The 24,983-nt window shown below is 35.9% G+C and carries 24 protein-coding genes and 1 pseudogene; 12 read left to right on the top strand and 13 right to left on the bottom strand.

Annotated elements, in window-relative coordinates:
• The first annotated feature begins 81 nt into the window (after window positions 1-81).
• Together D9780_RS10115 and D9780_RS10110 are read left to right on the top strand one after the other, a co-directional pair.
• Window positions 82-1,296 (top strand): NAD(P)/FAD-dependent oxidoreductase, encoded by a 1,215-nt coding sequence (locus D9780_RS10115; RefSeq protein WP_121640002.1) that lies wholly within the window; start codon window positions 82-84, stop codon window positions 1,294-1,296.
• Between the two features lie 603 nt (window positions 1,297-1,899).
• Window positions 1,900-2,772 (top strand): VanW family protein, encoded by an 873-nt coding sequence (locus tag D9780_RS10110; protein ID WP_121640001.1) that lies wholly within the window; start codon window positions 1,900-1,902, stop codon window positions 2,770-2,772.
• A 275-nt stretch (window positions 2,773-3,047) separates the two neighbouring features.
• Here the strand turns inward: D9780_RS10110 and D9780_RS10105 are convergent, their stop codons facing one another.
• Window positions 3,048-3,584 (bottom strand): YceI family protein, encoded by a 537-nt coding sequence (locus tag D9780_RS10105; protein ID WP_073005486.1) that lies wholly within the window; start codon window positions 3,582-3,584, stop codon window positions 3,048-3,050.
• Between the two features lie 347 nt (window positions 3,585-3,931).
• Between D9780_RS10105 and D9780_RS10100 the strand changes: the two genes are divergently transcribed.
• The 6 genes from D9780_RS10100 (at window position 3,932) to D9780_RS10075 (ending at window position 12,158) form a co-directional block, all read left to right on the top strand.
• Window positions 3,932-5,719 (top strand): M3 family oligoendopeptidase, encoded by a 1,788-nt coding sequence (locus D9780_RS10100; protein WP_121640000.1) that lies wholly within the window; start codon window positions 3,932-3,934, stop codon window positions 5,717-5,719.
• 346 nt (window positions 5,720-6,065) lie between these two features.
• Window positions 6,066-7,487: a hypothetical protein gene (locus tag D9780_RS10095; RefSeq protein ID WP_121641469.1), complete on the top strand. Its 1,422-nt coding sequence runs from the start codon at window positions 6,066-6,068 to the stop codon at window positions 7,485-7,487.
• Window positions 7,488-7,934: 447 nt separating this feature from the next.
• The gene (locus D9780_RS10090; protein ID WP_121639999.1) at window positions 7,935-9,665 is read left to right on the top strand and encodes a carbon starvation CstA family protein; all 1,731 of its coding nucleotides are present in this window, start codon (window positions 7,935-7,937) and stop codon (window positions 9,663-9,665) included.
• 183 nt (window positions 9,666-9,848) lie between these two features.
• Window positions 9,849-10,106: a cory-CC-star protein gene (locus D9780_RS10085; RefSeq protein WP_050352565.1), complete on the top strand. Its 258-nt coding sequence runs from the start codon at window positions 9,849-9,851 to the stop codon at window positions 10,104-10,106.
• Window positions 10,107-10,122: 16 nt separating this feature from the next.
• Window positions 10,123-11,046 carry an ArsA family ATPase gene (locus tag D9780_RS10080; RefSeq protein ID WP_121639998.1) on the top strand — a complete coding sequence of 308 codons (924 nt, stop codon included), beginning with the start codon at window positions 10,123-10,125 and terminating at the stop codon, window positions 11,044-11,046.
• Between the two features lie 131 nt (window positions 11,047-11,177).
• Entirely contained in the window at window positions 11,178-12,158 is a 981-nt protein-coding gene (locus D9780_RS10075; RefSeq protein ID WP_121639997.1) for a zinc-binding dehydrogenase, read from the top strand.
• A 37-nt stretch (window positions 12,159-12,195) separates the two neighbouring features.
• Here the strand turns inward: D9780_RS10075 and D9780_RS10070 are convergent, their stop codons facing one another.
• The 8 genes from D9780_RS10070 to D9780_RS10035 form a co-directional block, all read right to left on the bottom strand.
• The gene (locus D9780_RS10070; RefSeq protein WP_121639996.1) at window positions 12,196-13,428 is read right to left on the bottom strand and encodes a dicarboxylate/amino acid:cation symporter; all 1,233 of its coding nucleotides are present in this window, start codon (window positions 13,426-13,428) and stop codon (window positions 12,196-12,198) included.
• A gap of 137 nt (window positions 13,429-13,565) precedes the next feature.
• A complete protein-coding gene (locus tag D9780_RS10065; RefSeq protein WP_121639995.1) occupies window positions 13,566-14,423 on the bottom strand; it encodes a DUF421 domain-containing protein in 858 nt (285 codons plus the stop codon).
• 21 nt (window positions 14,424-14,444) lie between these two features.
• Complete coding sequence (locus D9780_RS10060) at window positions 14,445-14,645, bottom strand: hypothetical protein (RefSeq protein WP_073005468.1); 201 nt, start codon at window positions 14,643-14,645, stop codon at window positions 14,445-14,447.
• Between the two features lie 15 nt (window positions 14,646-14,660).
• Complete coding sequence (spoVAE, locus tag D9780_RS10055) at window positions 14,661-15,011, bottom strand: stage V sporulation protein AE (RefSeq protein WP_073005466.1); 351 nt, start codon at window positions 15,009-15,011, stop codon at window positions 14,661-14,663.
• Between the two features lie 18 nt (window positions 15,012-15,029).
• The gene (gene spoVAD, locus D9780_RS10050; RefSeq protein ID WP_116276852.1) at window positions 15,030-16,031 is read right to left on the bottom strand and encodes a stage V sporulation protein AD; all 1,002 of its coding nucleotides are present in this window, start codon (window positions 16,029-16,031) and stop codon (window positions 15,030-15,032) included.
• Window positions 16,031-16,510, bottom strand: a complete 480-nt coding sequence (gene spoVAC, locus D9780_RS10045; protein ID WP_073005463.1) for a stage V sporulation protein AC — start codon at window positions 16,508-16,510, stop codon at window positions 16,031-16,033. Before spoVAC ends, spoVAD begins: the two co-directional genes overlap by 1 nt.
• A 16-nt stretch (window positions 16,511-16,526) precedes the next feature.
• Entirely contained in the window at window positions 16,527-16,994 is a 468-nt protein-coding gene (locus tag D9780_RS10040; protein WP_121639994.1) for a hypothetical protein, read from the bottom strand.
• A gap of 348 nt (window positions 16,995-17,342) precedes the next feature.
• Window positions 17,343-17,549 carry a DUF1657 domain-containing protein gene (locus D9780_RS10035; protein WP_073005461.1) on the bottom strand — a complete coding sequence of 69 codons (207 nt, stop codon included), beginning with the start codon at window positions 17,547-17,549 and terminating at the stop codon, window positions 17,343-17,345.
• A 242-nt stretch (window positions 17,550-17,791) separates the two neighbouring features.
• Between D9780_RS10035 and D9780_RS10030 the strand changes: the two genes are divergently transcribed.
• On the top strand, window positions 17,792-18,241 hold the full coding sequence (locus tag D9780_RS10030; protein WP_121639993.1) for a hypothetical protein: 450 nt from the start codon (window positions 17,792-17,794) through the stop codon (window positions 18,239-18,241).
• 90 nt (window positions 18,242-18,331) lie between these two features.
• Here the strand turns inward: D9780_RS10030 and nfsA are convergent, their stop codons facing one another.
• On the bottom strand, window positions 18,332-19,087 hold the full coding sequence (nfsA, locus tag D9780_RS10025) for an oxygen-insensitive NADPH nitroreductase (protein WP_371413723.1): 756 nt from the start codon (window positions 19,085-19,087) through the stop codon (window positions 18,332-18,334).
• 203 nt (window positions 19,088-19,290) lie between these two features.
• Here nfsA and D9780_RS10020 point away from each other — a divergent pair, with 203 nt between their 5' ends.
• The 3 genes and pseudogenes from D9780_RS10020 (at window position 19,291) to D9780_RS10010 (ending at window position 21,586) form a co-directional block, all read left to right on the top strand.
• Complete coding sequence (locus D9780_RS10020) at window positions 19,291-19,701, top strand: YwpF family protein (protein ID WP_121639991.1); 411 nt, start codon at window positions 19,291-19,293, stop codon at window positions 19,699-19,701.
• A gap of 208 nt (window positions 19,702-19,909) precedes the next feature.
• Window positions 19,910-21,273 (top strand): annotated as a pseudogene (locus tag D9780_RS10015) (TrkH family potassium uptake protein).
• Between the two features lie 205 nt (window positions 21,274-21,478).
• Complete coding sequence (locus tag D9780_RS10010; RefSeq protein ID WP_162985834.1) at window positions 21,479-21,586, top strand: EAL domain-containing protein; 108 nt, start codon at window positions 21,479-21,481, stop codon at window positions 21,584-21,586.
• 193 nt (window positions 21,587-21,779) lie between these two features.
• Here the strand turns inward: D9780_RS10010 and D9780_RS10005 are convergent, their stop codons facing one another.
• The 3 genes from D9780_RS10005 to D9780_RS09995 form a co-directional block, all read right to left on the bottom strand.
• Window positions 21,780-21,929 carry a YjcZ family sporulation protein gene (locus tag D9780_RS10005; RefSeq protein WP_073005450.1) on the bottom strand — a complete coding sequence of 50 codons (150 nt, stop codon included), beginning with the start codon at window positions 21,927-21,929 and terminating at the stop codon, window positions 21,780-21,782.
• A 462-nt stretch (window positions 21,930-22,391) separates the two neighbouring features.
• A complete protein-coding gene (locus tag D9780_RS10000) occupies window positions 22,392-23,540 on the bottom strand; it encodes a S1C family serine protease (RefSeq protein ID WP_121639990.1) in 1,149 nt (382 codons plus the stop codon).
• 27 nt (window positions 23,541-23,567) lie between these two features.
• Entirely contained in the window at window positions 23,568-24,671 is a 1,104-nt protein-coding gene (locus D9780_RS09995) for a zinc ribbon domain-containing protein (protein WP_240458805.1), read from the bottom strand.
• Window positions 24,672-24,983: the final 312 nt, after the last annotated feature.

Genomic DNA, 24,983 nt, shown 5'->3' with positions numbered 1-24,983 from the left:
GATGTCATTTTATTATATTTTATAAGAGGAGCGCTTTTTCCTACAATATAGAAGTAAGTTTATAGGAAGGTGGAAGTTTTTATGAGTCTAAATAAACCCAAAATAGTGGTGTTGGGGGCGGGTTATGCAGGGCTAACAACAACAAAACGCCTTATGCAAAAATTGTCTCCTGAACAAGCAGAAATAGTATTAGTTAACAAACATAATTATCATTATGAATCTACTTGGTTACATGAGGTTGCTGCAGGAACGATTAATCCAAATCAAGCTCGCGTTATAATTAGTGATGTTATTAATCCAAATAAAGTAAAGCTTGTCGTTGATGCTGTAACAAAAATCGATAAGGATAACCAACGTGTCATTTTAGAAAACAGTGAATTGGATTATGATTATCTTGTTGTTGCTCTTGGATTTGAATCAAATGATTTTGGAATTAAAGGCATGGCGGAACACGCGTTTGCTATTGAAGATATTGATTCCAGTCGTGTAATTAGTGAACACATAGAATATCAATTTGCAAAATATAATTCAGGTGAAACTGTTGATGAACATAGCTTGAATATTTTAGTTGGTGGTGCTGGCTTTACAGGAATAGAATTAGTTGGGGAACTTGCAGAACGTGTTCCACAATTATGTAAAAAATACGATATTGATCGTAATAAAGTAAGAATTATTAATGTAGAAGCAGCTCCATCTATTTTACCAATGTTTGATAAAGAGTTGGTTGAATATGCGAAGAAATCATTAGAAAATCGTGGCGTAGAAATTAAAATTGGCGCGCCAATTTCAGAATGTACAGAAGAAGGGTTCATTGTAGGGGAAGACAATGAACTGATTAAGGCTGGTACAATTATTTGGACAGGCGGCGTAAAAGGAAGTTCTGTGCTAGGAAAATCCGGCTTTGAACTTACGAAAGGAAAAGTAAATGTAGATAGTGACTTACGTATGTCTGGTGAGGAGAATATTTTTGTTATAGGTGACTGTTCTTGGGTTTGGGATCATAACGCAGATCGTCCGTATCCGCCAACTGCACAATTAGCTATGCAAGAAGCGGATGTGGTAGCTGCAAACTTGGTTGCTTTATTAAACAATGAGCCATTAACTGATTTTGTCTTTAAGAGTAAAGGAACAGTTGCATCACTTGGTCATTCAGATGGAATCGCAAATGTGTTTAATGACAATAAACTTAAAGGAAAAGCAGCAGCTGCGATGAAGAAAGTAGTAGATAATCGTTCTCTATACCTTATAGGTGGACCTAAGCTAGTGCTTAAAAAAGGAAAATTTCGTCCATTTTAAGATGTTCACAGCCTAATATGATTTAAAACTTATGGGGAGGCTTACGAATATGAAAAATAAAACGTTATGTGGGATTTTCTTAGTTATTGCTTCGTTAATTGGGTATCGACTGTTAAGTGATTATATGGAAGAAACGAGAGATTTTAGGTAAAAAAACTACCTCACCTATTTTTAGGTGAGGTAGTTTTTTATACTATAGAAAGCATAAAAATTTTAAGGTTTATAGTATAAAAAATACTTGAAATAGGGGAGTTATATAATTTGACTTGCAGAAAATATTTATTTGTATATAACTGGATTAGGGTTAATAATCGGTATATTTTTTGATAGTGTATTACTGGTTTACTAATAGGAGCTGGTGTAGGATGTGCGTTCAATATTGGTTGTCAAATAGAAGAAGTACATAGTTAAACGGAATGCATATTACTCTTTTTTAATAGCAGACATATGGTTTGATAAGAGTGCATGGGCTTAGGTTCATGTTGGACAGGCAAATAATTCTATACTACCTACTGTATAAAACAAGTTTTTCTAATGATGACCCTTTTTTTGAATGACTTGCCCTTATTTTACTTATACTATAAATGGGAGGTCGTTCTTATAATGAGGTTCATTGCTTGTGCGTTCATATTCGTATTGTTTTTATTACCAGTTGAGAAAGTTATAGCTAATGAAGTGCAAACAGAAGAAATTAAGATGAAACGTGTAGAAATGGATCAATATGCGCTAGAAAATGTAGAAAAACTTTTTATAAATGAATTAAAATTGGAAAGTCTAATGAAGTACTTAAATGAAAAGGTTTACCAGCCTCCAATAAATGCAAAATTAGACCGTAATGGGGAGGTTGTATCTGGAAAACCGGGGGTTTCTATAGATAGAAATCAGTTTCACATTGGATTTAGAGAAGCTTTTTATAATAAAGATATCCACGAATTTCAAGTTCCTGTAAAACCGATATACCCTCGTGTAGATAAAGCGCTATTAATCGAAATTAGTCAAAAACAATTAGGTAGTTATGTTACTCATTTTAGACAATCCAATAAGGAGAGAACCACGAATATTGAACTAGCTGCCAAAGCGATAGATAGCCATGTGGTGTTTCCTGGTGAGTTATTTTCATTTAATACAGTAGTAGGGGAGAGAACAGAGGAAAAAGGATATAAGCGTGCACCAGTTATTGTTAAAGGTGAATTAGCTGAAGATATTGGCGGTGGCATTTGTCAAGTATCGTCTACTTTATTTAATGCTGTTGATTTAAAGGGAATTGAAATTGTAGAAAGGTATGCTCATAGTAAAAATGTTCCCTATGTACCGCCAGGAAAGGATGCAACCGTAAGTTGGTGGGGACCTGACTTTAGTTTTAAAAATAAGTATAATCAACCGCTTTTACTGCGAGCGAATGCGTTGGATGGGAAATTAGTAGTTCGTGTTTATTCCTCAGATATTGTTGAACATTTTCAGAAAAATTTTAAATAGCAAACAAGCCGAACAAATAGCATTATTAGTTGTTCGGCTATGTCCTAGTCTAGGCAATTTTATACAATTTTGCAGCTATGGATAAACATACTATGTTATTTAGCCACGTCCGGTTTCAGCGCCCAGCAATTAGGCGACTTCACGAAATCGCCCTACGATAAGTCATCATTGGTTCGTCAACACCGTCTCACCATAATTCCTAAAACTTTAGTCGCCTTCGTTCTAGTCGCTACATTGCTAACCGGGCGCCCCGAGCCTTTGTTCTTTATATACCATTAATCTTGTTTATGCGCCTCAATCTCGAAACTAATTTTTACATCGTCACTAAGTAAAACGCCACCAGTCTCTAAAGTTGTATTCCATGTTAGGTCAAAGTCTTTTCGGCTTATGGTAGTTTCTCCACTAAAACCGGCAACCGTATTTCCACTCATTGGATCTTTACTTTGACCTTCAACAATAACCTCAAGGGTCACTGTTTTCGTCGTTCCTTTAAGTGTTAAATCTCCAATAACCTCATAATGGTTGTCAGATGTTTTTTTAATTTCTTTGGAAATAAATGTAGCTTTTGGATAATTTTCTACATCGAAAAAGTCAGCAGAGCGTAAATGGTCGTCCCGATCCTTATTTCTTGTATCCACACTACTTACGTCAATAGTAAGTTTAATTTCTGCATCTGTAAATTGATCTAAGTCAGCTTTGATCTCCCCATCAAATGAAATAAAATTTCCTTTTGCTTTTGAAATCATCATATGCTTAATTGAAAAGCCAATTTCGCTATGAACGGAGTCTACATTCCAAACCGATTTCGTCATAAAAACTATCCCTCCACAAATTAGTTGAATTACTATTATTATTACTTTATGTAACCTAGTGTAAAATAGAAACTTTATATTGTCAAGTAATTGATTGGATTTCTTGCACAAAAACGTTTGAAAAGGAGTGTCTTATTTTATCTGTACCCTTAGAAGTACGATAAAAAACGAACTAGTCTAGAGAAAATAGTTCTTTTAAGCAAGCTTTCGTTGTTTCTCATCTTCATTAAAATTGCATATTGATCTAGATTTATTCGTTCTTCAGTTATAAAATGTATGATATACCATGAAAAGTCTGGTATAATTTAATTCATAGTGAATTTTCTGAAAAAATAAGGAGGGTTTTTTTGAAACCATTAAAGAATCTGACGTGGGACTTAGAAATTATTTTCCCTGGAGGAAGTAAATCTACGAAGTTTCGAGAACATTTAACAATCGTAGATCAAGAACTTGATAAGCTGGATGCTTACATAGATCAGCTTCAACCTAAGGCTACAAAGGAAAATATCGAGGCACTAGTAGATTTATGTGAGCAAATGGAAAGCACGACAAAATTGATGAGAGAGGCTTTTGCATTTATAAGTTGTTTACACGCACAGGATACAAATGATCAGCATGTACAACCTTTGCTTGGTGAGCGATCTCAATTGAATGCAAAATTTGGTGGAATACAAACAAAGCTAAAACAAAAACTTGGTGCAATAACAGAGGAAGATTGGAGCTTATTTTCACAGCACGAATCGTTACAAGAGATTATATTTGTGCTAGAAGAGTACCGAGAGCAGGCGCAAAACCTTTTACCTTTAGAACAAGAGGCCTTAATTAATGATTTAGCAAAGGATGGCTATCATGCATGGGGGCAAATGTACGATGTCATCGTTGGGAATATGGAAATTACGTTAGAAGAAAAAGGAAGTTTGCAACATTATTCGATTGGACAAGCAACCAATAAATTAACAGATCCGAATCGTCGTTTCCGTCAACACGTATTTACCAAACTATCAGCGGCTTGGGAGGAGCAAGCAGACTTATTTGGTCAAACAATAAATCATTTGGCTGGTTTTCGCTTAGAGACGTATAAGCATAGAGGCTGGGAAAATGTGCTAAAAGAACCGCTAATGATTAATCGGATGAAACAAGAAACATTAGATGCTATGTGGACAGCAATTACAAAATATAAAGGACACTTTGTCCATTATTTAAATAAGAAGGCAGAGCTTCTCGATATTGATACATTAAGTATTTATGACGTAACTGCTCCAATCAGTGAAACAATTCAAACCTATACATACGAAGAAGGAGCCAATTTTATTGTAGATCAGTTCCGAAAATTTAGCCCTAAAATGGCCGATTTTGCAGAAATGGCGTTTGAAAAGCGTTGGATTGAAGCAGAGGATCGACCAGGTAAACGCCCTGGCGGTTTTTGTACAAGCTTTCCGCACAGTGAGCAAACGCGAATTTTTATGACGTATTCTGGAACAGCTAGTAATATTGCTACCCTAGCACATGAATTAGGGCATGCCTATCATCAGCATGTGATGAATGATGTGAATGCCTTAAATCAAAGATATGCAATGAATGTGGCAGAAACTGCTTCTACCTTTGCGGAAATGATAGTTGCCGATGCCTCTTTACAAGCAGCAACTTCAAAAGAAGAGAAAAAAGCTTTACTAGAGGATAAGATTCAACGAAGTGTTGCATTTTTTATGAATATACATGCCCGCTTTTTATTTGAAACGCGTTTTTATGAGGAAAGAAAACAAGGAATAGTTTCTGTAGATAGATTAAATCAGTTAATGGTGGAAGCTCAGAAAGAAGCATATTGTGAGACGCTTTCAGAATATGATCCTAATTTTTGGGCGTCTAAACTTCACTTTCATATTACTGGTGTACCATTTTATAATTTCCCATATACGTTCGGTTATTTATTTAGTAATGGCGTGTATGCAAAAGCTAAAAATGGAGAAGGAAGCTTTGAAGAAGCCTACATTTCTTTATTACGTGATACTGGTAGAATGACGGTGGAAGAGTTAGCTAAGAAGCATTTAAATGTAGATTTAACCGAAACTGCGTTTTGGGAAGAAGCTGTACTTGAGTGCATGAAGGATGTAGATGAATTTATGAAATTAGTATAGATTGCCCTTCTATGGCTCATTTTTAACTTATAAAAATGGAATACATTAGGAGTTTGCAGAGAGTGACGTTTTCTGCCCCTTTTCATTTGTTATTTCAATTGAAAAACTCTGTTTGCAAATAAAGAAAAGTAATGTCAATAGGCGGCTCGTCTTCGTGAAGTTTCGTACTATTGACATTACTTTTTAAATTGTATTTATTTTATCACGGTTATCTAGTTTTGTTTACCAAATGCGAAAGCGTATTTCATAGATATAGGATAGACCTCTCTTCGGTAGTTATTGAACAGAACCAAATAAGTAACGCTTGCATAGGCTGTAACACACTATTCGGAGAGGAAGGTTAATGGTGGAGCTTTCTATATCTCACTATGTGTATGGTCTGTTTACGTTACTCATTATCATTACAATGATGATGCGAAAAGGAGTCGTTCTACCATCTTTGTTGGGAACATTTTTAATTGCATGGTTATACAAAGGGAGCATTGTTGAAGGGTTTACAGCTATTTTTCAAGCAAATTTAGTTGCTGCTAGAGAACTATTTAGCATTTTTTTAATTATTACGTTTATGCTTGCATTATTAAATTCATTACGGGATTTGGGAGCAGATAAACGCATGATAAAGCCAATGCAGAAAATCATGATAAATGGACATATTTCTTTCTTTGTTTTAGTCATCGCAACATACATTATCTCTCTATTCTTTTGGCCAACACCAGCAGTTCCGCTTATTTGTGCTTTACTAGTACCAGCAGCTATTCGCGCTGGCTTACCAGCAATTACTGCAGCGGTGGCTATTGCTATAGCTGGGCAAGGAATGGCTTTGTCCTCAGATTATATTGTGCAAGTTGCTCCAAGCTTATCTGCTGCTTCAGCTGGCGTACATACTGCAGCAGTAGCAGAACAAGCTTTCATGCTTTCCTTAATTACTGGAGCTGTTGCAGTCAGCTTAGCATATCTATTTGCTCGTAATAAGATACGTAACGCTAATGATCCAATAAACTTAGAAGATTTAGCGAATATGCAGACTTCTCAAGATGGTCCTATTGAATCAAATAAGGAAATACAAACGAAATGGAGCAAGGTGTTTGCTGTTTTCGTACCCTTAGCATTAGTTGCAGTGGTTATTTACATGATATATGAAAAGTTTCATTTAGGAAGAAGGAGCGGTTTTGAAGGCGGTGATGGAGCAGCTTTTATCGGTGGTGTAGCTGTTATTCTGCTTTTGTTATCAACGTTAGCGCTTCGAAAAGAGAAAGCGCTGGACTATATTACTACGCATATTACAGATGGATTTGTATTTGCCTTCAAAGCTATGGGCCCAGTGATACCAATAGCTGGATTCTTTTTTTTAGGAAGTTCAAATTTTGCAGATGCCATATTAGGCATAGGAGAAGATGCACCAGCATTTTTGTTTGATTTAGTACAGTCCACACAGTCCTATTTACCTGAAAACCAATGGTTAGTGGCATTTAGTATTTTAATAATTGGTATGATTACTGGCTTAGATGGATCGGGTTTTTCTGGACTTCCACTAACAGGTGCTTTAGCGACTTCGTTGCCATCAAATGGCGTCGATGTGGCAACACTGGCTGCAATTGGACAGATGGGGTCTATATGGACAGGTGGAGGAGCGCTTGTTGCCTGGTCATCACTCGTAGCGATTGCTGGATTTTGTGGTATTTCCGTCATGGAGCTTGTTAGAAAAAACTTTATCCCTGTTATCGTTGGCCTTGTGATAGCAACAACGATGGCAGTTTGGGTATTATGAACGTTTTAGCAAATGGTAATGATAGGGAGCAATGAATAATTTTTGGTTAATGTTCTATAAAAGTAGTGACTTGTAAAGAGTTTGGGGCACAAGCAAATACGATATAGCAAAGCCGAACAACTAAGATTATAATGGTTCGGCTTATTTGCATAATAGAAATTGATAAAACTTTAAGGGTTTACCAATAAGAAAAACGAATAGATGAAATATTTGTCGATAAGCCAAGCTTACTTTTAGGGTAACAACGAAGGTATAGGGGAATGACTTTGTTTATTTTTCAATGCATGGAGTGATGCTCCAACTCTTTCTCCCAGTAAATAAGTAATAATTTAATTCTTTTTTTCTAAATATTTTACATTTAAAATATTTTTAGATAAAATGTACTAAATTAAAGCGTTTGCGCATAAAGGTTAACAAGATCGTTTTCATAAAAAAAGGGGGGAATATATGTCTGGTATATTGGTAGCTGTTATTGGTATCGTTGTTTTTGCATTAGGATATCGGTATTATTCGAAATTTGTAGCTGAGAAAATTTTCCGATTAGACCCAAACTATGTTACACCCGCGCATCAATATAAAGATGGAGTAGACTTTGTTCCGACAAATAAGTTCGTATTATGGGGGCATCACTTTACTTCAGTTGCTGGAGCAGCGCCTATTTTGGGACCTGCTATAGCTGTATATTGGGGATGGTTACCAGCATTTTTATGGGTTATTCTAGGAACGGTATTTGCTGCAGGGGTTCATGATTTTGGGACACTCGTATTATCTATACGAAATAAAGGTCAATCTGTTGGTACATTAGCTCATCGGCTTATCGGTCAACGAGCTAAAATATTGTTTTTATTTATTATTTTAATTCTTGTACTTATGGTGAATGCGGTGTTTGCTTGGGTTATTTCTAACTTATTTATCTCTTATCCAGCAAGTGTTGTACCTGTATTTATCCAAATTCCTTTAGCTATTTGGATTGGTTATGCTGTATACAAACGAAATATCAAAATGCTTTTACCATCTGTTATTGCATTAGCGGTCATGTATCTTGTAGCGGTATTATCAAGTAATATAGGATGGATGCAAATTGATCTTGTGCAATGGATGGGTGGAGAAGGCAGCACGGGAATATTTGGATTAGGCGCAGTCTCCTCAGCGTTCTTTATTTGGATTATCATATTGATGGTGTATGTATATATAGCTTCCACACTTCCTGTTTGGAAATTGTTGCAACCGAGAGACTTTATTAACTCCCATCAGCTTGTTGTCGGGTTAGGAATTTTATATGTAGGACTAATTTTTACAAATCCAGAAATGACCGCGCCTGTCACAAATGCTAACGCAGACACATCGTGGCTTCCGCTTTTATTTATTACAATTGCTTGTGGAGCTATATCAGGATTTCATGGTCTTGTTTCCTCAGGGACATCTTCTAAACAATTAGATAAAGAAACAGATGCCCGTTTTGTTGGTTATGCTGGAGCTGTTGGCGAAGGGATTTTAGCACTAGTGTCCATCATTGCTGTAGCGACATTTTTTACAAGTACTGCGGATTTTACGGCTGTTTATCATAGTTTTGCATCTGCAAATGCAAGTGGCTTAGGTGTTTTCGTAGAAGGAGCAGCTGTATTAGCAGGAGGTTTAGGTATACCGACTGATGTTGCGGTCACGATTGTTTCTATCATTGTTGTTAGTTTTGCAGCAACAACATTAGATACATCTGTTCGGCTTATGCGATATATTATTGCGGAGTTAGGTACGGAATATAAACTCCCAGCATTAACAAAAACGCATGTTGCTACGTCAATTGCAGTTTTATCGAGTGCTGCTTTAGTTTTACTCCCAGAAGGCCCTAAAGGTTTTGGTTCAGGGGGCTATCAATTATGGCCATTGTTTGGAACAGCAAATCAATTGCTAGCGGCGATTAGTTTAATGCTTATTGCCGTATGGCTAAAGCGGTTAGGGAGAAATTATGCCGTGGTAATTATTCCCATGATCTTTGTTATGGTGATGACACTATATGCTATGTTTCAACAAGTACTATTTGAGTGGTCCTGGAATGGAACAGAACCGAACACTTTATTATTTGTATTAGGATCTATCATTTTTGTGTTTGCGATTTGGATTATTATAACTGCTTTTTCTGTATTACGAGGAAGTGCAGATCAAAATCTAGATAACTAGTTCGTAAACCTTGGAAAAGGGATCTAGGGTAGGCCCCTTTTCATTATCTGTGCGTATTAGGAAAGTATAAAGATTTCTAGGTTTTATAATATCAGCAAAACGATGTCGTTCTTCAGCCATAAGACTTAGCGACAAGCTAAGTCTTTCTAAAAAATAAATCGTGCTATTAGAAGGGGAGATATCATGCTCGAGCAAATAAAAAAGCTCATTCAATATTATGAAGAAGTAATCAGTCTACCTCATCGTCAGGAAATTGCTCGTGAGTTGAGGCATGAGGACGATATTTTCTTGCTCCTACTTTACTCAGAGATGATTGGAATTCCAAATCCGGTATATTATTATACACTAGAGTTATACCCTTACATGCTAGAAAAATTTCACGATTGGCATTTACGCATGGGAATGGAAAAATCGCCGTTATCTGGCATTCGTTGTTGTTAATAAAGGAGTGATTATATTGGAGAACCTGCATAAAAGGATTGTTTTCATAGGTGGTAAAGGAGGGGTAGGAAAATCAACTTCTGCTGCGGCTATAGCATGGAAACACGCAAAAGAAGGTCGAAAAACTTTGCTTGTTTCTACTGATCCCGCCCATAATTTGGGAGATATTTTTGAAGAGAATATTGGAGGGCGGATTAAAAAAGTTAGTTCACATTTAGATGTACTTGAAATTGATCCTGAACAAGAGACGACGGCTTATATTAATAGTGTAAAGGAAAATATGAAAGGGATTGTTCAACCATCTATGATGAATGAAGTAAATCGCCAATTGGATACGGCTAAAGCATCACCTGGGGCTGATGAAGCTGCATTATTCAATAAGCTTATTTCTATCATTATCGAGGAACATCAACATTATGATCAATGTATTATTGATACAGCTCCAACGGGACACACAATTCGATTGCTAACTTTGCCGGAATTGATGGGTATTTGGATAGACGGATTATTACAACGTAGAAAGAAAACGAATGAAAACTATACGCAATTACTAAATGATGGGGAGCCAATAGAAGATCCTATTTATCATGTACTTGAGGAAAGGAAAGGAAGGTTTGCAAAAGCAAGAGAATTGCTACTAGATGATGAACGAACAGGCTTTATTTTTGTGGTTAATCCAGAAAGTTTATCTATAACTGAAACGGATAAAGCTATTCGATTGCTGCATCAACATGAAATTTATGTAAAAACCATCATTGTTAATAAACTATTACCAGAACAAGTAGACGGAAATTTTTTTGCAAAACGAAAACAAATGGAGCAGACTTACGTACAAAAAATAGAAGCCACATTTAAGGAACAAAAAAAATGGTATGTTCCATTGTTTCATCATGATATTATGGATAAGAGGCAGTTAGAAACGTTTAGTGCTTTTTTCTAAATGGAAAATTTTTAGCATAAAGGGGCTGAACGGGTTCGTTTGATATCTAATGTTGTACTATACAAAAAGATGCATGATTAATAAAACCGCAGTGTTTTTGGTTTAAACTTAACAGGAAAGGTGGAATTATTATGAAAGCCTTTGTTCATGAAAATGATACATTACAGGTAACGCAAATGAATGATCCGAAGCCAAGAGAAAATGATGTCATTGTTCGCTTGAAAATGGCTGGTCTCAATCGACGTGACTTATATATTCCAAATCGTAGAAAAGGGCAGATAGAGCCATTAATTTTAGGATCAGACGGAGCAGGCGTAATTGAAGAGGTAGGACAAGCTGTTAAAAACGTGGCTGTCGGTGATGAGGTAATTATTAATCCTGCTTTAGGCTGGTTTAAGAATGCGGATGCTCCTCCTCAAGGTTTTGAAATTTTAGGTATGCCAGATCACGGTACATTTGCAGAAAAAATAGCTATTCCTTCTTATCAAGTGGAGAAAAAGCCAGCTCATTTAACATGGGAAGAAGCGAGTGTTCTTGGATTATCTGGGTTAACAGCATATCGTGCATTGTTTACAAAAGGGCAAGTAATTACAGGCGATACCATATTTATACCTGGTGCAGGAAGTGGAGTGGCAACCTATTTAATTCAATTCGCAAAAAATATTGGTGCAAGGGTTATTGTGAGTTCGCGAAGTGAGGAAAAGCTGAGAAAAGCTCAATCTATCGGAGCGGATAAGGGCGTGCTCAATGATGAAGATTGGCAACATAAATTAGCTGATGAACAGATAGATTTGGTGATTGATAGTGTTGGTAGAGCAACATTTCAACGCTCGTTGGACGTTTTGAAAAAGGGTGGGAAGATGGTCGTGTTCGGTGCAACAACAGAGGATACAGTGGAGTTAGATTTACGCACCTTTTTCTATGGACAGTACCAGTTACTAGGTTCGACAATGGGATGTAAGCAAGAGTTAGAAGCAATGCTAGCGCATGTCGAACAGTATCAAATGCAACCTGTAGTGGATTCCACTTACAAATTAGATGATATGCAACAGGCATTTCATTATTTAAAAGATAATGGACAATTTGGAAAGATCGCTATTGATGTATGTTAGAAAAACTTGGCGATAAGCCAAGTTTCTCTAATCATAATTATGCAACGTCCGTTTTTTCGATCCAATCTTTTCCTTCTAGATGTCTGGTTACAAGCATGCTGGATACGGTATCTCCAGTAACGTTTACCATTGTAGCAGGGGGATCAACTACAACACCTATAGCTGAAATGATTGGTAAAGCTTCCATTGGTAATGAGTAAAGCGTAATAATCATCATTTCACCCATAAATCCACCACCTGGAATACCACTCATTACAATACCAGATAATAAACAGATGCCGATTGCGGTTAAAAAGGTGTCAATTCCTGTGAAGTCCAAGTTAAACACACCGAAAACAAAAGCAATTTTTAACATGGCAGACAAACACGATCCGTCCATATGTATGGTTGCGCCAAGAGGCATAATGGTTTCTCGAATATCTTTTGGTACGCCAATTCGTTTTGCTGCTTGTAAATTAGCAGGTAATGAAGCAACACTACTTCCAGTACCAAGAGATGTTGCAGCAGGAGCAAGAATGTTTTTCCAAAAGCGGCTAACACCTGTTTTGCCACCAGCAATAAATGCATATAAGGTAAACCCGATAGCAAAATATAAAACAGATACAGGATAGTAGACAATTACTGCTTTTGCATAGTCACCGATTAAATCAGCGCCAAACTCCCCGACTAACGAAGCAAAATAAGCACCTAGTCCAATTGGTGCATAGTACATGATAAGCTGAATAATTTTCATAAACACTTCGGCGCCACTTGTTAAGAAAGAAGTGAAGGCTTTCCCTCTTTCACCAGTTAGTCCTGTCGCAACACCAACTAATACAGAAAAGAGAATAAGTGCGAGCATATTATTACGTGAAAATAAATCGATAAAGTCGGAAACAGTGAATGTCTGAACTAATTGTTCTGCGAAACTCGTTTCTTCTGTCACTTCATCCGGTTGTACAAGTGGAATATCTACGCCAGAACCTGGTTGGAAAATAACTGTGGCAATTAGCATAAACACAGCAGCAATGACTCCTGTAACAACAAATACAGTTAACATCGAGCCCATAATTTTACCAAGACGTTTCATGCTATCCATGCTTGCTATTGCAGAGGATATAGTAAAGAAAACGAGAGGCATAACAATCATAAATAGTAAATTAATAAATAAATCGCCCAACGGCCTAATGATTGTAGCATCTTCGCCATAGTAAAGCCCAATTATAGAACCGATGATTATTGAAATAATTAAGATAATTGGAAAGCGGTAAGCTTTAAGTTTATCTTTCATGTTCGTTCATTCCTTTTCGTTTAGTAAAATAGGATAGCTACTCTATTTTACACGAAAATTGGAAAGAACAAAAGGGAAGCAGCGCTGTTTTAAAGAGATCTGTGGTTCTTTGCAATTCCATTTTAAAGGGCATCTAACTATCTTAAGTATGGTTGAATCAGTTCAATGGCGTGCTTTAATTTTTGGCTATTTCGTTCATATAAAGCTTTGCTTTGTTTGTTTTCTGTAGCTAAAGCAAATAGTTCTAAATCCGCCTGACATTTTTTCATGTTTGCTAGTAGGAGTGCTTTTTCAGTTGGTTGAGGAACACTGATTTTATCATCGTATAAATCAAGGTACAATTGTCCATTATTATCTGCTTGAGCGAGAAACACATTTTCAATGCTTACATTTTGTTTGTCTAATTCTGTTTCTAACCAATTCATATTTAATGCTAAATTAGCAAGTGGCTCTAATAAAACTTCTCCATCCATAATAATGGTTTGCGGTTCTTTTTCAGGCGCTAATTTTAACCCAAGGTCCTTGGCTGTTAAAGGGCGATTTTCTTTTTTAGGCAATACATTTAACGATCCAGATGGCTCAAGTACGGCAAACTCCACATCAGATGCGAGGAACACACCGTTATCTCTTAACTTTCCTAACAAATCATCCGTTGAGTATCCTTCTTTTTTTAGATTGTCCTCCATAATTTTTCCGTCTTGAATAAAAACAGTACTTCTCCCCTCTGCAAGATCGCGAAAACGCTTACTCTTGAGAGACATATATTCAACAGCAAAAGGGACAATAAACCAAATAAACATGGATAAAAGAGCATATATTATATTACTTGTTGGATCTATCGTATGTATTGCTACAATTCCACCTAGCACAATTCCAGTAATATATTCGAAAACGTTTAATTGTGATAATTGCTTTTTTCCTAGCCATTTTGTCATGAAAAAAAGAATAATCAGCAGTGACAATGAACGAATGATAATGTTAATCCATTCTGGCATAAGCAGCTTCCTTTCCAAGTTTTATTGATACTGTGGTTCTTCTTTCGATAATTGGATGACTTGATGTCGTAAGTCGTTCTTAATTTCAGTAATCATTCGTTCTGCTTCCGTCAATTTTATTTGTTGTTCTTGTTCATTTGTTTTGGCTGTTAGCAGTTGTAAGGAGGCTTCCACACTTTTGATTGCAGAGTAGCAGCCTTTTACTTGTGCACCAATTGTCATAGTGTAACGACCTCCTTATCCTTTTGGTTTAAAAATTAGTGCGCCAATAACCCCGAAAATAATTGCGGCTGAAATTCCTGCACTTGTTACTTCAAACATTCCCGTTACAACTCCAACTAAACCGTGTGTTTCTGCTTCTGCCATAGCACCATGAACGAGTGAATTACCAAAGCTAGTAATTGGTACAGTTGCACCTGCTCCGGCAAAATCAATTAATGGTTCATAGAGGCCGAACCCATCTAGAACGGCGCCGGTAACAACTAAAATGGATAAAGTTTGTCCAGGATTTAATTTGAAAATGTCAAACAGTAATTGGCCAATAACGCAGATAAAACCACCAATTACGAAAGCCCAAAAAAAGATCATTACATATCACGCCCCGTTTTAAATTTCGATAGATACTGCATGGGCAATACACGGAATCGGATCATTTTGTTGTATGCTCATCGGAGAATGAAGTGCACCGGTTGCTACAATTAGTATTCGTTTCAATTCACCAGCTTTCATCCGATTGAGCAAATGTCCATATGTGACTACGGCTGAGCAGGCAGAACCGCTTGCGCCAGCTAACACCGGTTGCCCCTCGCGATATATGATTAAACCACAATCTACATATCTTTCCTCATCCAATGATAGTCCGCGATCGACAAGTAGATCATAGGATATTTCTCTACCGATGTGCCCTAAATCGCCTGTAGCAATTAAATCATAATAGTCAGGAGAAATGTTTCTATCTTGTAGATGTTTTTCGATCGTATCTACGGCAGCTGGCGCCATCGCCGCTCCCATGTTAAACGGGTCTGTTATACCCATATCAATAACCTTGCCAATTGTAGCTGATGTAATAACAGGGCCTGTACCTTGTTGAGCAACTAAGGAACAACCTGCACCAGTAACTGTCCATTGTGCGGTAGGAGGCTTTTGCCCGCCGTATTCTGTAGGATAACGAAATTGTCGTTCTGCAGAGGCGTTATGGCTTGCTGTTCCACTTAAAATATAATTAGCTCCTTTATTATTGATGATCATAGCAGCTAGCGCTAAACTTTCCATGGAAGTGGCACACGCATTAAATAAACCAAAAAAGGGAAGACCCAATGTTTTGGCAGCAAAATTTGTTGGTGTAATTTGATAAATTAAATCACCACTCATAAAAAATTGCACCTGTTCTTTTTCAATGGAAGTTTTTTTAAGGGCAATTTGACAGGCTTCTTCCATTAATGTTTGTTGTGCTTTTTCAAATGAGGCTTGACCTAGCCACATATCATCATGCAATATGTCAAAGTCTTTCGGGATATTTCCATTAGCTTCAAATGGACCGCCTACTGTCCCGGTCGATATAATAACCGGGCGATTGGCGAATACCCATGTTTGATGTCCTTGGAGCATTATAACCCACCCCATTGGACTAAAATTGTTTTGATCAAAGCGACAACAAATGCTGAAAATACGCCGTAAACGATGACAGGACCTGCTAGTTTTAACATATTTGTACCAACTCCGAGGATAAATCCTTCCGTTCGGTGTTCAATGGCAGAAGAAATGACCGCATTGCCGAAGCCAGTAACCGGAACCGCTGAGCCTGCACCGGCAAATTGTCCAATTCGATCATACACACCAAACCCAGTAAGGAGCATCGTTATAAAAATTAATGTAGCTACTGTTGGGTTTCCGGCGGTTTGCTCCGTAAAATGAAAGAAATACATATAAAAAGTAGAAATAAGCTGCCCAATGAAACAAATAAAACCGCCGACAAAAAAAGCTTTTAAGCAATTTTTTAATACAGGCCTTTTCACTTCTCTTTGCTGTTGAAATGTTTGATACTCTTGAACATCAGGTGGTAGATTTTTCTTTTTTTTATCCGCCATATTGTGTTCCCTCTCTCTACGTTTGTTCTTTAGAAAAATCAATAATTCGTTGTACTTCTTTTTGTACTTCTTTTTTACTGTACTGTTTTTTATTCAAGTTTTTTTCTAGTTTTCCTAATTCCATCATTATTTTTTTGTCTGCTGATAATTCTACTTTTAAATCAGGAAAATTCTTTTGTAATTTTTTAGTTAGTTTTTTCTTGATATTTTGTAATTTAAAGCGTTGCATATGTTTTACTTCAACGGTTGCTAATAATTGCTTATCTGTATTGACTGCATGAATAGCATTTATTTCCGAATGTTGTCGTAATAGATCTTTTGCTTGATTGGATGGAGTTTGGTCAATAGATTGGTTTCTAGATATTTTTGTTATATTAACCTCATCTTTTTCATTTTCCTTGGATGTCTCTAATGTATTTGCTGTGTTACAACCAACAATCAGCAAAGATAAAACAACTATAGTTAGAAACTTAAAAACATGCATTATACCACCTGCTTTTTATCTAAGTAAAGTAAACAAAGCTTACATTATCAATGTGTGTAAAAAGGAAACACTAAAGCCAAGCCTTTCTTAAAGGTGCTGGAAGACTCCTGTTTCAAAAAGATAAAAGATGTTCGCTATCAAGACGAAATAGGAGATAACAGCACCTAAATATATTTAATTTGTAAAAGGCTTTATCCATCCTTATTTAGTATAAGCGACAGCTTTTTCCGCTATAAAGAAATGGGGATATGCCAAGCTTTTTAGAGTACAAACCTAAAGTAGGAGATGAAAGAAAACTCCAGAGATTGAAGGACGCACTTTATATGATGGAGCTTTCGTTTATACAAATTAAAAACCTTTGTATTGTGGTTCTTCTTGTTCTAGTTGTTGAATACGTGGTTCAACACTTTTTAATATGGACATGGTTTGTTGCGCTGCATTTTCGTATAGTTGTTTTGCTTGTTTGTTTTCTGTTTGTAGAGCAAATTGTTCAAAACTTGCTTGTGCGCTTTTTAAACCAGCAATAGTTTGCTTCACTTGACTAGAGACAGTCATAAAAGATTCCTCCTTCTTCATACTCATCAATAATTAGAATGCGGTAAACAAGCTTTAATTATACCGGGAAAATATTACCTTATATATCCAATTCATGTAAAACCTATATTAATTGCGCTTTTTTTGTGGATAAGAAAAGATTAATTAGGAGAAAAATCCTTAGTATGAAAATATTTTAAAATAATGAAACTTTTTGTGGGGGAAAAACGTCATATATAGTAAGTGGGAGCGGGAGGATGCTTATGAAAAAAAAATCACTTTTATTTATTGTTGTTGGTGGAGTAGTGTTTTTGATTATCTTCTATCTTGGCGTAGGAAACCGCGGTATTACCATTAAGGAGACAACTACGAGGTCTAAAGAGGTCGGTGATTTTATATTACATATTCATATTGCAAATGTAGACGAAGGGATTAAAGTATTTAGTTCCTTACAATATACAGGTGAAGGGACGGTAGAGGTGGAGCATCTGAACCCATTGGTATCTGTCGTGTTGGGGGATGAGGAGCATCAATATGAAAATGATATAACAATAAAGCAACTTAGCAATGGCAATATCTATCACCATCCGAATAGTAATAAAGTGTTTCGAATGGTAAAAGATTCTCCTTGCAAATTGTATTTTAAAGCAAAATTTAAAGTTAATAATGAAGAAATTACAATCGACCATAAGGAGATATTACAAGCATTATAGCCAGCGTCCCTGACAGGAGCTGGCTAATTATTATTGCGTGGCCTTCTTTATAAAAAGCGGCAATATGTTGTGTCTATTCGGTAATTATATTTAATCTGCTTGGTTGTTTATATTTTTCTCATGTAAAAACGATCCAACATCCATTCTAGTAGGGATAGAAAATTTTCGAATCATTTGCTTTGACCAATTATCATTTCGATTGTTTTGTTTCCGTTTTTCATAATAGGAATGCAATTGTTTGTCGAAGTCTTTGATGAATGGTAACTGGTGTTCGAAAGGCTGGTAATAATTTTCATGGTAGATCACATCAATTGGTAGACGAGGCTTTTGTTCTGGTTCATGATCAGGATAGCCCACAGCCATTCCAAACAAAGGAACGACTCTTTCTGGGAGCTGTAATAATTCGCTTACTTGATAGACATCATTTCGCAAGCTTCCTAAATAACAAATCCCTAGCCCTAAATCTTCTGCAGCAATCGCAGCATTTTGAGATGCTAACGCCGCATCGACCGTCATAACAATAAATTGTTCAGGGGACGCTAAACTTTGTTGCATTTGCTCTCTATCTTCTTGTGACCCTAATTGCTCAGTACGATGTAAATCACCACAAAACACAAATAAATGTCCATTATTTTGAACATAAGTTTGACCGGAGATAGATGCAAGCTTCTCTTTTATACGTTCATCAGTAACACCAATAATGGTATATGCCATTACATAACTAGAAGTTGAAGCCATTTGAGCAGCTTCAACAATGGTTTGAATTTGTTCTTCTGTAAGCTTTTTATCCTTGAATTTACGTATAGACCGATGATTCATAATTGTTTGAATTGCTGAATGTGACAAATCAATTCTCCTTTTCCCTATAATCCTCTTTATCATAAGCGGTTATAATTTTAATTGTCAACGAAGTTAACTTGAAAAGAAAGTCATACCCATAAGCTTTAGTTTTTGGTACACTAACGATATACAAAAAAAGATATCATTTTAAGCATGTTTTTAAAGCATCCCTATCTATACATAGAATAAAAATACTAGGAGGAAGGCTTATGAAGACATTTAAACTAAAATTATTAAATATCATGGAAGAAAAAACCGGAGAGATCATTCCTAATCAGATACCGTTATTAGACGGTTTAATTATTGATCGTGAGGATGAAAACAATCAGTGGACGATCGAAGTGTATACGGATAATTCATTTCAACCTTATTTTGAATTTTTGCAAAAAACAAAGTCGGAAATCTTAGTTCAAGTAAAAATTTCTAAAGAAAGCAATGACTTGGCTACATTCATCACTTCAATTATAGGGATAAATGAAATAGGATCTAATATTAATGTTTTATTTGTGGGAAATATTGTCGACAAAAGAAAAGAAAATATTGAATTCTTATTAACTACATTAATTGAGGAAGGATACCAAGGTAAAGAATTGCTAGAGAAATTTAAGGAATTAACATAAAATAGAATTTTTTCATCCAATACAGTAGATCTTGCGACTTAAATACTATATTACAAGCATTTTCAATATCTCCTTGTTATAATATGGATATATTTAATTTTGTAAGCTTCCAATTTTTAGTTGGGATGAAAGAGCTTAACGCACCTTAAAGCTTTGTTTGGTATATAGAGAGATACTAATTTTGATAGTTAATAAGGAGTAAAAGGTTATGCATTACCAAAAACCAATTGTTCGCTGGGCAAGGAAGTTATCGCCGGTCCAGATTTTGTTATTGTTCTATTTTTTTGCAGTACTATTTTCAACTGTGATTTTATCTTTACCGATTGCGCATCAGGATGGGGTGGAAATACCTTTTATTGATGTATTATTTACAGCTGTAAGTGCTTTAAGTGTAACTGGTCTAAGTTCCATACCAGTAGCAGATACATTGAGTACTACAGGAATTATTTTACTTGCTAGCATTCTTCAGCTTGGGGCTGTAGGAGTAATGGCTATCAGTACATTTATATGGCTGTTGCTAGGAAAAAAGATTGGGCTAAAAGAAAGACGCTTAATCATGACGGATCAAAACCAATCCACGTTCGGAGGAATGGTGCGGTTAATTAAGCAAATCGTGTATGTATTACTAACAATAGAGTTAGTCGGCTTTCTTGTTTTAGGGACGTATTTCCTACAATATTTTGACTCAGCTAAAGAAGCTTACTTACATGGTATGTTTGGAACGATTAGTGCTATATCTAATGGGGGGTTTGATATTACTGGATCATCTTTAATCCCTTTTAAAGATGATTATTTTGTACAGTTTATAAATATGTTGTTAATTATCTTTGGAGCTATTGGCTTCCCAGTACTAATTGAAGTAAAGGAATATTTATTTGCTGACTCGGATAAGCGTAAATTTATTCGTTTCAGCTTGTTTACAAAAGTTACGACCAGTACCTTTTTAGTTTTAATCGTTATTGGGGCAATTGGTATGTTTGTCCTTGATTTTCTCCACTTTTTTGCAGATAAATCTTGGCATGAAATTTTATTTTACTCTTTGTTTCAATCTATAACAACTAGAAGTGGCGGTCTGTCAACCATGGATGTTAGTTTGCTTTCAGAACCTAATCATTTGTTTATGTCGCTTTTAATGTTTATTGGAGCTTCCCCGAGCAGTGCTGGGGGAGGTATTCGAACAACGACCTTTATTTTAGTTGTTATTTTTATAGCAACATATGCTAGGGGGGGAGAAGTATTCGGTTATTTAAGCGAGAGGTGTATGATGAAGACTTATTAAAAGCCGTTACGGTTACTCTAATGGCTTTGATACTTGTTTTTACTTCTATTATCTTCATATCGGTAGTTGAGCCGTTTACACTAACAGAAATTCTGTTTGAAGTGACATCGGCTTTTGGAACTGTGGGGCTTTCATTAGGGATAACCAGTGAATTAACATCATTTAGTAAACTGATCTTAATGTTCTTAATGTTTATTGGACGAGTAGGTATTATTACGTTTTTATTTATGTTTCGTTCAAACAAACAGAGTGGTAATTATCATTATCCGAAAGAAAAATTAATTATCGGGTAAATGAAGTGATGGGAGAATGGACTGATTTAGCACCAACTTCTTTGGAATTGGAAAGAACAGAGACGATGAACATGAGGAATGAAAAAAACAATTTTACATACTTTACGAGAGTTGCAAAATCTCGGAATACCCGTATCATATCCATTGACGATTTTGGGGCCTGGCTATTCTTCTTTATGCCAAATTAAAAATAGGTAAAATGTTTATGGATCAAAGTCATGAAGAAAACCGCATGATTGTAAAATCAATTGTTCAACTATGCCATTTACTAATTTTGAAAGTTATTGCAGAGGGAGTAGAAACAGAAGAATAATTTGCCTTTTTAAAAGCGGAACAGTGTGACCAATTGCAGGTTACTATTTCAGTAAAGCTTTATCATCCGAAGAAGTTGAACAACTGTTACTCGCAAAGAACAATAAAGCAAATTGATATAAAATGAAACAAAAATGAAACAAAAAAGAACAGCTTGTGCCTTAAGGAAGGCACAAGCTGTCTCCTTAACGTATTTAACAGTAAAATGCAGCACCTACAATGATTAATAAAATAAAAAGCACCACAATTAACGCAAAGTTGCTACCAGTTCCGCAACCGTAACCGTAGCCATAACCACCGTAGCCTGGGTTTCCACAGCCTCCGCCATATCCGAATCCCATCATTTCACCTCCTAATAATCTTACACTTATACCATATGCAATTGGGTAAGAAAAGTTTGGACGTTTATCCTAGATAATTGAAAGACGCCCTAAGAAATGTATAGCATGAATGGTTTTTCTAAAAGACTTTTCTTTTGATTATAAGGGAGGCTAAAACTTACTTTACTTAAATATATGCTGCTGGAAAAATAAGTGTTGACACAGCGAAAAACTTAGTGCGTTTTAAACATTATTAGAAAGAACTTGGCTTGTCACCAAGTCTGATGAAAGTCTTATGGAGAATGACTTAGTTTTTCTTATCTATAGTGTAAATAAATCTTCATCAGTGGTAGTATTTTCATCCCAACTAATCGTTTAGGAGCCTCAAGGTATGGCCTAAAGACCTCTTATGAAAAAGAGGTGTTTAAGTGCTTTTGGTCTTTCAGGTAGACTTGTCCAGCTCGTATCTGAATTTTGAACACTACATCAACTTTTATTTTTTGGTTTGTTAACTTTAATGCTAGAAATTTTTAGTTGATCATTCTCGTATTTTGTAGTAAATGTATACTCGTACAACCCTTTTTCGGATTTATCTTTATCTTCTACTCGCTTGTCAATGGTTACACTCAATGTAGATTGCACTTGATTATCTTCGGTGATGTTGCTTTTGGGCTCATCAAAAGTTACGTTAATAAAATCGACATAATCATTCCTAAAATCTTTATATGAAGTCTTAGAAAGCATATCATTTGCTAATAATGCATAAGCATTTACGTAATCTCGCAGTTCAATACTATCAAGGAAGTAGGTAATTAAATACTCTGCGTCCTCTTTTAATTTCTTAGGGTCTTTCTTATTTATAAGGTTAGAAGTGCTGGCAAAGTTCAATGCTTCCGTCTTTGCTTCGTTTGACCATGCCTCAATTTGTTTAATGGCATCTTTTATTGGAATGCTAAAACCAATCGATCCATCTTTTGTCCCTACAGAATTAATACCAATAACATTTCCAGTCTTACGGTCAATTAAGGGGCCACCGCTATTTCCTTCTGCAATTTGAGCAGAGATTTGATAGGCGTTTTCATAATGAAAGCCGTCTACAGAAAAATCCCGTTCTTGTCCGGATATAATTCCTAGAGTAACTGTATTTTGAAAGCCATGCGGACTACCTAAGGCAATGACTTCATCTCCCGTTTCCGGGGATTTATTTTTTTCTACATTCATAAACGCTCCAGCAAGCTGAGGGACGCGAATGACAGCAATATCTGTCTCTTTTCCTACCCCGACAACAGCGGCTGGATAGATTTGCGCATCTGCTGTTTTTACATAAATTACATTTGCATCTTTAATAACATGTGCATTCGTTATAATATCGCCTTGTTTATTATAAAGAAATCCCGAACCTGTCAAACTACTGTCTTCTGTTTGACTTTCAATTTGAATCACATTTTTTTCTGCTTCATGAATGATGGACTTTAAATTAAGCTTCTCATTACTTGTAGTTATTTGGTTAAGCACAGGGTTGCTAATTTCTACACGCTCCTGTTTCCATTGTTGATACATAGTAATAAGTAGAATAAAGCCGATGAGAAGTATAATACTTGATAAAATAACCGGGATATATTTATTTTTTATCATGTGCAGCACCTCAATTGAAAAAGCAATTTATTTCGTATACCAAGCTATCGTCTCCACTTCAGCTGTTAACGCTTGATTCATATTTACATCATAATGGGTAAATTCAAAGTGACCTGTTTCTTCGGGGTATAATTCTTCTGGGTATACGTATACTTCGTTTGTCAATAATGTTTCCCCCTCATTCGTAGTAATGCTATATTGCACTCTAATGGAGTTAATAGGAATAGTTGCAACGCTTTGTACTTGTCCTTTTACGACAAGGTTTCCTTGATCATCCTTGGTTGTTTCCATTTGTTTCAGTTTAATAGCATCAGATTCATTCATTTGCTGTTCCTTATTTGCTGTACTCATTGCTTGTTCTATTCTACTTTGCTGTGCAGTTTCAAAGGCTACTTTTTCTTTATCAATCGTTGTTTGTAAGCTTAACAACTTTTCTGAATCTGGTGCATATTTTAATCCGTCTTTGACGATAAGATTGCCATCACTAAATTGGTTGTTCTTTAATTGCTCACTTGCTTTAGCAAACACATAATTAACAATTTGCTCACGTATAGTAGCAGTTAACTGTTCAGCTTCCTCTGTTTCAATAGACACAGCGTCCCAAAGCAATACTTTTAATTGATCTATTTCTGGTTTTTGTTTTAGTGCATGTTCTAATTTCTCTATATTAATCTTGTTCCTTTGTTTTGTAACCCGTTCAACCATTTGGTTTACAGCTTCACCATTATAATCTTGCAAACCTTTCTCTGATTCATTTAAAATTTCTAAGGCTTGTGTATATTTTTTCTCTTTAAGCAATTGTTCCGTTTTTTGTAATGTTTGTTCCATGGACAAGGCTTGATTCATAAACGCTAAAGAAATTTCGGCTTGTTGGAAATTATCCTTCATATCAAGGGCGTCTTGAAATAAAGACTGTGCTGTTTTAAAATCCTGATCCAGAACCTTTTCTTCGCCTTTTGTGTAATAATCTTTAGCTTTCGCTGTACGCATTTCCAAAGTGATATATAAAGAAATAACAAAAAATAATAAAATAACCGTAGATAGTATTGGCGATTTCCACCGTGTAAAAAAGTTTGGTTTACTACTAAGTCGATGATATCTATCTTCAGGAAGCATTCTTCCACATTTCATACAATACGTCTCATTTTCTTTTGTTAGAGTGCTACAATAAGGACAATGAAGCATGCAATCACCTGCTAATCTAGGATTTGTCATGGATATACGGTGCTGTAAGATTACACTTCACGAATTGGAAAAGCTAAGTCTGACAAGTGTAAATAGGAGTTAACAGCATCTTCATGCCAATACGTATAAGGGGCTACTAGATATGAAAGTTTAAGTCTACGTATAAGCAAAACGACAGCGTTTTTTCGCTATAAAGACTAGCTATAAGTTTAAGGCTCTAGACAAGCCTTGAGGGCGGAAGGAAACATTCCATTGACG

The organism is Virgibacillus sp. Bac330, assembly GCF_003667845.1.
GTDB lineage: Bacteria > Bacillota > Bacilli > Bacillales > Amphibacillaceae > Virgibacillus > Virgibacillus chiguensis.
The sequence above is the reverse complement of the archived record's forward strand: the minus strand, read 5'-3'. Positions and strand labels throughout refer to the sequence as shown.